We start from the raw sequence: 11,424 nt of genomic DNA on the forward strand, positions 1-11,424 counted from the left end.
TTTGGCCCCGAATAAGACCGGGGATACTTGAGGCACTGAGGAGTAGATCAGATCATGGCAAGCAACGCGACCGTCCAGACCGAGCACGGCCCGGACCCGGTACTCACCGAGCCCGTCGGACACGGAAACAGCATCGCTGCCTGGACGGGCGTCGGCATCATCTTCCTGGGCTTCCTCGTCGGCTGCATCTCCTTCGCCCTGCACGCCGAAGTCGGCGTCTACATCGGCATCGTCATCATCATCCTCGGGCTCATCGCCGGCTTCGTCATGCGCATGATTGGCTTCGGCGTCGGAGGACACCGGTCGAATAACGACGGACACTAATCGTGAGCGTTCTCGAGGACATCATTTCCGGAGTTCGCGAGGACCTGCACGAACGTCGGCTGCGGGTCGGCGATGCAGCCATCCGGGCTCGGGCGCAGGCGGCCCCACCAGCCCGTGACGCCTTCGCCGCCCTGGGCGGCCACAACGATCAGGCCCAACGCGATCAGGTGCTCCATGTGATCTCCGAGGTCAAACGGCGCAGCCCCTCGAAGGGGGCTCTGGCCGATATTCCCGAACCCGCGGTCCTGGCTCGCCAATACCGCGATGGGGGAGCATCGGTGATCTCCGTGCTCACCGAGCAGCGCCGCTTCGGCGGGTCTCTGGCAGATTTCGACGCCGTGCGTGCAGCAGTGGAAACCCCGCTGCTGCGCAAGGATTTTACCGTTGATCCTTACCAGATCTACGAAGCCCGTGCTCACGGAGCCGATCTTGTCCTGCTCATTGTCGCCGCTTTGGACGATGAGCAGTTGGGTTCGTTCTTGGACCTCACCCACGATCTGGGGATGAACGCCCTCGTGGAGACCCATACCCCCGGGGAAGTCGAGCGTGCCCTGCGCGTCGGCGCCCGGATCATCGGGGTTAACGTCCGCAACCTCAAAACCCTTGATGTGGACCGGGAGACTTTCGCCCGGCTGTCCGGGAACATTCCGGACTCCGTGGTCATGGTCGCCGAGTCGGGCATCCGCAGCAGCGAAGACGTCGGACTCTACGGCTCTCAGGGTGCAGACGCGGTGCTGGTCGGCGAAGCACTCGTCAAGGACAACGATCCACTCACCGCCCTGCGCTCGTTCATCGAGGCCGGCAGTGCGGCCAAGCCCCCGCGTGGACGCTGACCCCTTACTGACAGCCCTCCACCACGCCCGAACGAAGGAAGGCCCCGCATGAGCCAGATACCAGAAGATCCCGCGGTTTCCGCAGAACACCCCGCCGACGCGTTCCTGGCCGAAGGCAGGAGCCTGCGCCACGCCCCGGGCCCGTATTTCGGTGAATTCGGTGGCCGATGGATGCCTGAGTCGCTGATTGCCGCCTTGGACGAACTCAATGACACGTTCGAAAAAGCCAAAGCCGACCCGGACTTCATCGACGAAGTCAAAGAACTCAACCGCAACTATTCCGGGCGTCCCTCGCTGCTGACCGAGGCTAAACGTTTTTCCGAGCATGCCGGGGGTGTCCGGGTTTTCCTCAAACGCGAAGATCTCAACCACACCGGAAGCCATAAGATCAACAACGTCATCGGCCAGGCGCTGTTGGCCAAACGTATGGGAAAGTCCCGCATCATCGCCGAAACGGGAGCCGGACAGCACGGAGTCGCCAGTGCGACCGCTGCAGCACTCATGGGCATGGAATGCGTGGTGTACATGGGAGCCGAAGACACGCGTCGGCAATCACTGAACGTGGCCCGAATGCGTCTGCTGGGTGCCGAGGTCATCCCGGTCACCGCCGGATCGCAAACCTTGAAGGACGCGATCAACGAGGCCTTGCGAGATTGGGTCGCCAATGTCGACAACACCCACTACCTGCTGGGGACCGCTGCCGGTGCCCACCCGTTCCCGGCCATGGTCCGCTACTTCCACGAGGTCATTGGCGAGGAGGCCCGCGAACAGATCCTGGCCCAGACCGGCCGATTGCCCGACGCCGTCTGCGCCTGCATCGGCGGAGGCTCCAATGCCATCGGGATCTTCCACGGTTTCCTCGACGACCCCTCCGTGGCCATCTACGGTTTCGAAGCAGGAGGCGACGGCGTCGACACCGACCGCCATGCCGCCACCATCACCTTGGGACGGCCCGGGGTGCTGCACGGGGCACGGAGCTATCTCATGCAGGACGAGGATGGGCAAACCATCGAATCGCACTCCATCTCAGCGGGGCTCGACTACCCGGGCGTCGGCCCTGAACACTCCTACCTGCACGACATCGGACGGGTCACCTACGAACCGGTGACCGATACCGAGGCCATGGATGCTTTCAGCTTGCTCTCACGGACCGAAGGCATCATCCCGGCCATCGAGTCGGCGCATGCTCTGGCCGGGGCTCTGCGCGTCGGCCGAAAACTGGCTGAGGCCGGGGGAGACCCACAGGAAAAGACGATCATCGTGAACCTTTCGGGCCGCGGTGATAAGGATGTGGGGACCGCTGCCGAATGGTTCCACCTCATCGACACGGACGAAGGGGCAGCAGAATGACCCGTATGACTTCAGAAGCAGCCATTGAGCGGGCCCGCAGCCAGGGCCGTCCGGCACTGATTGCCTACCTGCCCGCCGGCTTCCCCGATATCCAGACCACCATCGACGCAGCGGTAGCCGTCGCCGAAAACGGCGCCGACATCATCGAGGTGGGCATCCCCTACTCTGATCCGGTCATGGACGGGGCGGTCATCCAGGCAGCCACCGTGCAATCGCTGGCCCAGGGATTCCGCGTCGCCCAGGTCTTCGACATCGTCCGCGGTATTACCGAGCGTTGCGATGCCGCTGTGATGGTCATGACCTATTGGAACCCGGTACTACGCCTCGGTGTTGACGAGTTCTCTCGACGTCTGGCAGAAGCAGGTGGTGCGGGACTGATCACCCCTGACCTCGTGCCCGACGAAGCCTCCGAATGGTTCGAGGCCTCCGATCAATACGGTCTCGACCGGGTCTTCCTCGTTGCCCCGAGTTCCACGCCCGAACGCATGCGCGCCACGGTGGAAGCCAGTCGCGGCTTCGTCTACTGCGTATCGATCATGGGGGTCACCGGAGCCCGGACTTCGGTCTCCTCCGCCGCCCAGGCCGTCGTTGATGCCGCGCACGAGGCGGGAGCGCCACGGGCTTGCGTCGGACTCGGGGTCTCCAAAGCCGAGCATGTCCGTGAAATAGGTGCCTACGCAGACGGCGTCATCGTCGGCACCGCTCTGGTAGCCGCCCTGCGCGACGGTGGGGTCAAAGCCGTGGCCGCGCTGGCCGCCGAATTGAGTGGACGCACCGCTCCTGCGGATTCCTGACGAGCGGGACGACGGCGGAGCCCAGCTGTCGTCCCGCGCCCCGGCCTTCCCGAGACCGGACGCGCCCTACGAAAAAAAATCAGTCGGCCCCTGCTCCGTCAGCCGAACTACTGCTACTCTAAAAAAACGGTTTTCCTCCGACGGGCCAGCACCCGTTCGCGGAGAAGATGCGGATGCAGCCTCACCGTCACCACGAGTCGACGCGGCCACACTTCACGACGATGTGAGCCACCGATACGACGCCGAACCGGATCCCCAGGTTTTCTGCGACGCTCGGTCGAAGGCCCTGATGCCCCTCACCCCCGGTACACCGTCCTTCGAACACCTGTACCTGCGGTAAGGCCTGTCGTGTTGACGGCGGGTCCCGCCGAGTCGGCACGAGAGGAACACCATGAACCTGACCGGAGACCAGCAAAATGCCCCCCGGGGCCAGGGCGAGGACACGTCCTCGCCCTTCACCCGCTTCTCAGTTCTACCCCGGGCCCAGGGGCTCTACCAGCCCGACCAGGAAAAAGACGCCTGCGGCCTGGCGATGGTCGCCAATCTGCACGGAAAACCCACTCATCAGATCGTGGACAACGCACTTCGAGCCCTGCGTAACCTCGAACACCGCGGCGCCGTCGGCGCCGACGAGGGGTCTGGAGACGGAGCCGGAATTCTCACCCAGCTGCCCGATGAATTCTTCCGGGAAGTCGTCGACTTCGAGCTGCCCGCCCCCGGCCGCTACGCCGCCGGAATGGCCTTCCTCCCCGATGACGACGCCGGCGAAGCCGCGGCCCGGGCCGGGATCGAGGAACTGGCGGTCGGCGAGGACCTGCAGGTCCTGGGCTGGCGCAGGGTTCCGACAGCGATGTCCTTGATCGGGGCCCTGGCCCGCTCGTGCATGCCCCGAATGGTCCAGCTCTTCATCGTCGAAGCCGACCCGGGCGAGGCCTGCGATCCGCTGCGGCTGGATGGCCGCGCCTTCCGTCTGCGCAAACGTGCGCAAAACAAATATGGAGTCTACTTCCCCTCGCTCTCCTCGCGCACCCTGGTCTACAAGGGGATGCTGACCACCGCACAACTCGAACCGTTCTACCCGGATCTATCGGATCCGCGCTATACCAGCGTGCTGGCCATCGTCCATTCGCGGTTCTCCACCAACACGTTCCCGTCCTGGCCTCTAGCCCAGCCGTTCCGCGCCATCGCCCATAATGGCGAGATCAACACGGTGCGCGGGAACCGCAACTGGATGCGGGCCCGCCAGTCCCAGCTCGCCTCACCCCTGTTGGGGGAGGACCCGGATGACCTGTTCCCGATCTGCACGCCGGGGGCCTCCGATTCGGCCTCCTTCGACGAGGTGGCCGAACTCCTGATGCTCTCGGGTCGGCCCATCACCCACGCCATCATGATGATGATCCCTGAAGCGTGGGAAAACCACACCGAGATGGGCGAGGACCTGCGGGCTTTCTACCAGTATCATTCCATGCTCATGGAACCGTGGGACGGACCGGCGGCGGTCGCCTTCACCGATGGAAGCCTGGTCGGCGCCGTGCTGGACCGCAATGGCCTGCGCCCGGCCCGCTACTGGGTCAGCGACGAGGGCTTGGTCGTGTTGGCCTCCGAGGTCGGTGTGCTGGACATCCCGGAGGATCGTATCGTGCGCAAGGGGCGCGTCGCCCCGGGCCGGATGTTCCTGATTGACACCGAGGCCGGGCGGATCATCGAAGACGAGGAAATCAAGGCCGACGTCGCCGCCGCCCAGCCGTGGCGTGAATGGGTGGGGGAGAACCTGATGTCCCTGGACGATCTGCCCGACCGCGAACACGTTTCGCATAACCCGGCCTCGGTCCAATTGCGGCAGCGCACCTTCGGCTACACCGAAGAGGAAAAACGCATCCTCTTGGCTCCGATGGCCCGCAACGGCGCCGAACCGCTGGGCGCGATGGGCAGCGATACCCCGATCGCCGTCCTCTCCGAGCGCCCGAGGCTGCTGTTCGACTATTTTGTGCAGTCCTTCGCCCAGGTCACCAACCCGCCGTTGGATTCGATCCGGGAAGAAGTGGTGACCAGCATGACCACCTCGATCGGCCCCGACGGCAACTTGCTGGATCCGGCGCAGGTGGGAACCCGCCATGTGTCCTTGGATTTCCCGGTCATCACCAACGACGAGCTGGCCAAGATCGCCAATATCCGCGATGAAACCGGGGGGAAGTCCTCGTTGAAGGTGCGCGGCCTGTACCGGGTCGGCGGGGGAGCGGGCGAACTGAAAAACCGGTTGCAGGAGATTTGCGAGCAAGTGTCCGCAGGACTCAACCGCGGGGTGAAGTACGTGGTGCTCTCGGACCGCGACTCCAACGCCCAGTGGGCTCCGATCCCCTCCCTGCTGCTGACCTCGGCGGTGCACCACCACCTGCTGCGCAGCGCGAACCGCACCAAGACCTCACTGGTGATCGAGGCCGGCGACGTCCGCGAGGTCCATCATGTGGCCGTGCTGATCGGTTTCGGGGCCTCGGCGATCAACCCGTATCTGGCCTTGGAGACCGTGGAGGAGATGTCCGACGCCGGACATTTGGGCGACGTGGCGGTTGCGACCGCCCACCACCACCTGATCAAGGCGCTGGGCAAGGGGGTGCTGAAGATCATGTCCAAGATGGGGATCTCGACGGTGGCCTCCTACTGCGGCGCCCAGACCTTCGATGCGCTCGGGCTCTCCGCGCAGTTCATTGACCAGTACTTCACTGGCACGCATTCCCCGTTGGGCGGTGTCGGCCTGGACGTCATCGCCGCCGAAACGGCGTCCCGGCATGCCTTCGCCTACCTGCCCGACGGCGTCGAGGAACCCCATAAGCGATTGCAGACCGGCGGCGAATACCAATACCGTCGCGGCGGTCCGCCCCACCTGTTCAACCCCGAAACGGTGTTCCGGCTGCAACATTCCACCCGGGAGCGCCGCTACGACATCTTCAAGGCCTATACCCGGGGCATTGACGACCAGTCGCGGGAGCTGATGACCCTACGCGGCCTGCTGCGGTTCAAAACCGGGGACCGGCAACCGGTCCCGATCGACGATGTGGAACCCGTGTCGGAGATCGTCAAGCGTTTCGCTACCGGGGCGATGAGCTACGGCTCCATCTCACAGGAAGCCCATGAGACGTTGGCGATCGCGATGAACCGGCTCGGCGGCAAATCCAACACCGGTGAGGGGGGCGAAGATATCGACCGGCTGCTGGATCCCGAACGGCGTTCGGCGGTGAAGCAGATCGCCTCGGGTCGTTTCGGGGTAACCAGCCTGTACCTGACGCAGGCAGAGGATATCCAGATCAAGATGGCCCAGGGCGCGAAACCCGGTGAGGGCGGGCAGCTGATGAGCCAGAAGGTCTACCCGTGGATCGCCCGGACCCGGCACTCCACCCCGGGGGTGGGCCTGATATCCCCTCCACCACACCACGACATCTACTCCATCGAAGATCTCGCGCAACTGATTCACGACGCCAAACGGGCCAATCCTCGGGCCAGGATCCACGTCAAACTGGTCTCGGGCATTGGTATTGGCACCGTGGCCGCCGGGGTGACCAAGGCACGCGCCGACGTCGTACTCATTTCAGGGCACGACGGCGGAACGGGGGCCTCGCCGTTGAACTCCCTCAAACATGCTGGCGCCCCGTGGGAGCTCGGCCTGGCCGAGGCGCAACAGACGTTGCGACTGAACGGGCTGCGTGAGCGCGTGGTGGTGCAGGTGGACGGTCAGCTCAAAACAGGTCGGGACGTCGTCATCGCCGCCCTGCTGGGCGCCGAGGAGTTCGGCTTCGCGACGGCCCCTCTCGTGGTCTCGGGTTGTGTGATGATGCGGGTCTGCCATCTGGATACCTGCCCCGTGGGGGTGGCGACCCAGAACCCGCTGCTGCGGTCGCGTTTCACCGGAAAACCCGAATTCGTGGTGAACTTCTTCGAATTTTTGGCCCAGGAGGTCCGCGAACTGCTGGCCGAACTCGGATTGCGCAGCCTGGAGGAGGCCATCGGGCAGGCCGGGTTGCTGGACACCAGCGAGGCGGTTCGGCATTGGAAGACCGAGGGCCTGGACCTGCGTCCCGTGCTGGATGATGCGGTCGGCGGGGACTCGCCGGTGCGCAACCTCATCGGCCAGGACCACCAGCTCGAGCGACATTTCGACAACCAGCTCATCGAACTGAGCGCGGAGGCGTTCGAGACCCGGGAGCCGGTGCGCATTGCGCTGGACGTGGCGAACACCGATCGTTCGGTGGGCACCCTGCTTGGCCACGAGGTGACCCGGCGGTTCGGCATCGAAGAACTGGCCATCGACACCATCGACGTGACCCTGACGGGGCCTGCCGGACAGTCGCTGGGGGCCTTCCTCCCGGCGGGCATCACCCTGCGGCTGTTGGGTGACGCCAACGACTATGTCGGCAAGGGTCTTTCCGGCGGACGGATCATTCTCCGTCCCGGTCGCGGCAGCACCCTGGTGGCCGAACGGAACGTCATTGCCGGAAATGTCGTTGGCTACGGGGCCACCAGTGGTGAGATGTTCCTGCGCGGGCTGGCCGGCGAACGCTTCCTGGTCCGCAACTCCGGCGCCACGGCGGTGGCCGAAGGCATCGGGGACCACGGCTGCGAATACATGACCGGTGGCACCGCCCTGGTCCTGGGCCGGACGGGAAGGAATTTCGGGGCTGGCATGTCGGGCGGCATCGCCTATCTCCTCGATGCCGACCGGGGAGTCTTCAACCGGCAGGCGATCGAGACGGGGGAATTGGTGTTGCGTCCGCTGGAAACCGCGGAACGCGACCTCGTGAAGGCGTTATTGACCCGTCATGCCGAGGAAACCGGCTCCACGCTCGCCGCAGGGCTGCTCTTCGATTTCCCGGCAACCGCGGCACGTATCACCGCCGTCGTTCCCCGGAACTACGCGGCAGTCACGGCCACCCTGCGCCAGGCCGAACGTGAAGGACTCGACCCCGACGGCGTCACTGTCTGGACCCGAATTTTGGAGGCTAATCATGGCTGATCCCCGCGGATTCCTGACCGTCACCGAACGGGTTCCCGCGCCGAGCCGCCCCGTGCGGGTGCGCATCATGGATTATCGGGAGGTCCACGAACGCCAGGAGGAGGGTGTGCTGCGTGAACAAGCCTCGCGCTGCATGGATTGCGGTATTCCGTTTTGCCATCAGGGTTGCCCGCTGGGCAACCTGATCCCGGAATGGAATGACTTGACCTGGCAGGGACGTCGTGCCGAAGCAAGCGAGCGGCTTCATGAGACGAACAACTTCCCGGAGTTCACCGGGCGGCTCTGCCCGGCACCGTGCGAGAGTTCCTGCGTTTTGGGTATCAACCAACCGGCGGTGACCATCAAAGAGATCGAGGTATCGATCGCCGAGCAGGCCTTCGAGGATGGGTCCATCGTCCCGGTCATGGCCGAACGCCATACCGACCAGACGATTGCCGTGGTCGGCTCCGGGCCCACCGGTCTGGCTGTGGCGCAACAGTTGACCCGTGCCGGTCATACGGTGGCGGTCTATGAACGTGACGACGACATCGGTGGTTTGTTGCGGTACGGGATCCCGGACTTCAAGATGGAAAAACGGGTGCTGGAACGACGCGTTGAACAGATGCGGGCCGAGGGCACCCGCTTTCGGTGCAATATCGAGGTGGGACATGACATTACTTGGGACGAATTACGTCGACGATACGACGCCGTCGTGGTCGCCACTGGGGCCACCGTACCGCGAGATCTGCCCCTGCCTGGTCGGGAATTGGACGGGGTCGAATTCGCGATGGACTACTTGGTTCCCTCCAACCGTTGGGTGGCCGGGCACCCGGAGCCACGGCCGATGAGCGCCGAAGGGCTGCGCGTGGTGGTCCTCGGGGGTGGCGATACTGGATCCGACTGTATCGGCACCACGCATCGCCAGGGGGCCGTCTCGGTCACCTCGTTGGCCATCGGCCGTCAGCCTCCGCGGGAACGCTCGCCCCACCAGCCCTGGCCGATGAGCCCGACTCTTTTCGAAGTGGCTTCGTCACATGAGGAAGGCGGTGACCGGACCTATCTGGCATCTACGGTAGAGTTCGTAGGAGAGGACGGTCGTGTGACCGGCGTCATGGTTTCGGAAACGGAATACATCGACGGCGCCCGACGGCCAAAGGCCGGAACACAACATGTGATTCCCGCCGACCTCGTGATTCTGGCCTTGGGCTTCACCGGGCCGGAACCCGCCGGTCTGAATGAGCAGGCCGGGATCGATTTTGATGACCGGGGCAATGTCGCCCGAGACGGTTACTACATGACCAACACGCCAGGCGTGTTTGCTGCCGGTGACGCCGGACGCGGACAGTCGCTGATCGTGTGGGCCATTGCGGAAGGGCGCTCTTGTGCCGCCGCAGTGGACAAGTACCTGATGGGTGAGACGCGGTTGCCCGCCCCCGTGGCACCGAGCGATCGACCCATCGACATGATGTGAGGGTCGCGGATTCGTCCGCTTCCCCGTTTTCGGACGACTTTAAGGCGGATAGGCTTTCGGTATGAGACGCGCAAAGATTGTGGCCACTTTCGGGCCGGCCATAGGAACCTTCGAGAAGACGCTCCAGGCGATCCAGGCCGGAGTGGATGTGGCCCGGCTGAACATGAGCCACGGCGAGTATTCAACTCACGCCGAGAACCTGGCCAATGTCCGTCAGGCTTCGGAGAAACTCGGTCGCCCGGTCGGCGTGTTCGCTGACCTCCAGGGCCCGAAGATTCGGCTCGGCCGGTTCTCCAATGGCCCGCATATGTTGGAAGTTGGTGACCGTTTCACCGTCACCATTGATGACATCGAGGGCACGAAGGACATCTGCTCCACGACGTTCAAGGGCCTGCCCCAGGATGTTGAAGTCGGGGACCGCCTGTTGGTCAATGACGGGAAGGTCGCGCTGCGTGCGGTCGAGGTCGATGACCGCAAGGTCGTCACCGAGGTCATCACCGGGGGAGAGGTGTCCAATAACAAGGGCATCAACCTCCCCGGCGTCGCGGTCAACGTCCCTGCTTTGAGCGAGAAGGACGAAGACGACCTGCGCTGGGCCCTGCGGGCCGGCGTGGACATGATCGCCTTGTCGTTCGTCCGCAACGCCTCGGATATCGAACGCGTCCACGAAATCATGGACGAGGAAGGCCGCCGTCTGCCGGTGATCGCCAAGATCGAAAAGCCGCAGGCCGTGGATGCCCTCGAAGAGATCATTGACGCCTTCGACTCGATCATGGTGGCCCGTGGCGACCTGGGGGTGGAACTGCCGCTGGAACAGGTTCCGCTGGTACAGAAGCGTGCCGTGGAATTGGCCCGCCGCTGGGCCAAGCCGGTGATCGTTGCTACCCAGGTGCTCGAATCGATGATCGAGTCACCCACACCGACTCGCGCCGAGGCTTCGGACTGTGCCAACGCTGTTCTGGACGGGGCGGATGCCGTCATGCTCTCGGGGGAAACCTCGGTAGGGCAGTACCCGATCGAGACCATCGAGACGATGGCCCGGATCATCTCTGCCACCGAGGACCACGGCCTGGAACGCATCCCGGCGCTCGGCACCCTGCCACGCACCCGGGGTGGGGCCATCACCCGCGCCGCCGTGGAAATCGCCGACCAGCTCGATGCCAAGTTCATCGTCGCCTTCACCCAATCAGGTGATTCGGCACGCCGCCTATCGCGTCTGCGCCCCTCGAAGCCAGTGCTTGGGTTTACCCCGTTGAAGCATACGTACAACATCCTGACGCTGGTCTGGGGCGTGCAGCCACGCCTCGTCGACTACGCCGACCACACGGACAAGATGACGGCCCAGGTCGACCAGTCGCTGCAGGCCGAGGGGCTGGCCGAGGTCAACGACATGGTCGTGATCGCAGCCGGCTCACCTCCCGGGCAGGCAGGTTCCACGAATTCGCTGCGGATCCACCGGGTTGGGGACATCGCCGACGCCGGCCAGCTGCTGGAAGGCAGCAGGAACCAGGCACCCTTCCGAGAGAAGGTCGGCCCGTGGCGGACCAAGGCCCAGGCGGCCGAAGGCCAGCCGGCCAACCCGCCGAGGCCCGACGGCGACTAGGTCCCGGGGCCACAGACAACTGACGTCCGACGGCGGTCGGCCCACCTCGGTGGGCCGACCGCCGT

7 protein-coding genes are annotated in these 11,424 nt (G+C 64.6%); all 7 read left to right on the forward strand.

What is annotated here, in order from left to right; translation table 11 throughout:
* The first annotated feature begins 54 nt into the window (after positions 1-54).
* Positions 55-324 carry an HGxxPAAW family protein gene (locus FM101_RS12280; RefSeq protein ID WP_241895276.1) on the forward strand — a complete coding sequence of 90 codons (270 nt, stop codon included), beginning with the start codon at positions 55-57 and terminating at the stop codon, positions 322-324.
* A gap of 2 nt (positions 325-326) precedes the next feature.
* A complete protein-coding gene (gene trpC, locus FM101_RS12285) occupies positions 327-1,157 on the forward strand; it encodes an indole-3-glycerol phosphate synthase TrpC (RefSeq protein ID WP_086999983.1) in 831 nt (276 codons plus the stop codon).
* Positions 1,158-1,205: 48 nt separating this feature from the next.
* Entirely contained in the window at positions 1,206-2,507 is a 1,302-nt protein-coding gene (gene trpB / locus FM101_RS12290; protein WP_179204317.1) for a tryptophan synthase subunit beta, read from the forward strand.
* A complete protein-coding gene (trpA, locus tag FM101_RS12295; RefSeq protein ID WP_086999985.1) occupies positions 2,504-3,301 on the forward strand; it encodes a tryptophan synthase subunit alpha in 798 nt (265 codons plus the stop codon). Before trpB ends, trpA begins: the two co-directional genes overlap by 4 nt.
* Before the next feature lie 391 nt (positions 3,302-3,692).
* Positions 3,693-8,306 carry a glutamate synthase large subunit gene (gene gltB, locus FM101_RS12300; RefSeq protein ID WP_086999987.1) on the forward strand — a complete coding sequence of 1,538 codons (4,614 nt, stop codon included), beginning with the start codon at positions 3,693-3,695 and terminating at the stop codon, positions 8,304-8,306.
* Entirely contained in the window at positions 8,299-9,756 is a 1,458-nt protein-coding gene (locus FM101_RS12305) for a glutamate synthase subunit beta (protein WP_086999989.1), read from the forward strand. Before gltB ends, FM101_RS12305 begins: the two co-directional genes overlap by 8 nt.
* Positions 9,757-9,817: 61 nt before the next feature.
* Complete coding sequence (gene pyk, locus FM101_RS12310) at positions 9,818-11,359, forward strand: pyruvate kinase (protein WP_086999991.1); 1,542 nt, start codon at positions 9,818-9,820, stop codon at positions 11,357-11,359.
* Positions 11,360-11,424 lie beyond the last annotated feature (65 nt).

Source organism: Arthrobacter rhombi (assembly GCF_900163545.1).
Lineage (GTDB): Bacteria > Actinomycetota > Actinomycetes > Actinomycetales > Micrococcaceae > Arthrobacter_H > Arthrobacter_H rhombi_A.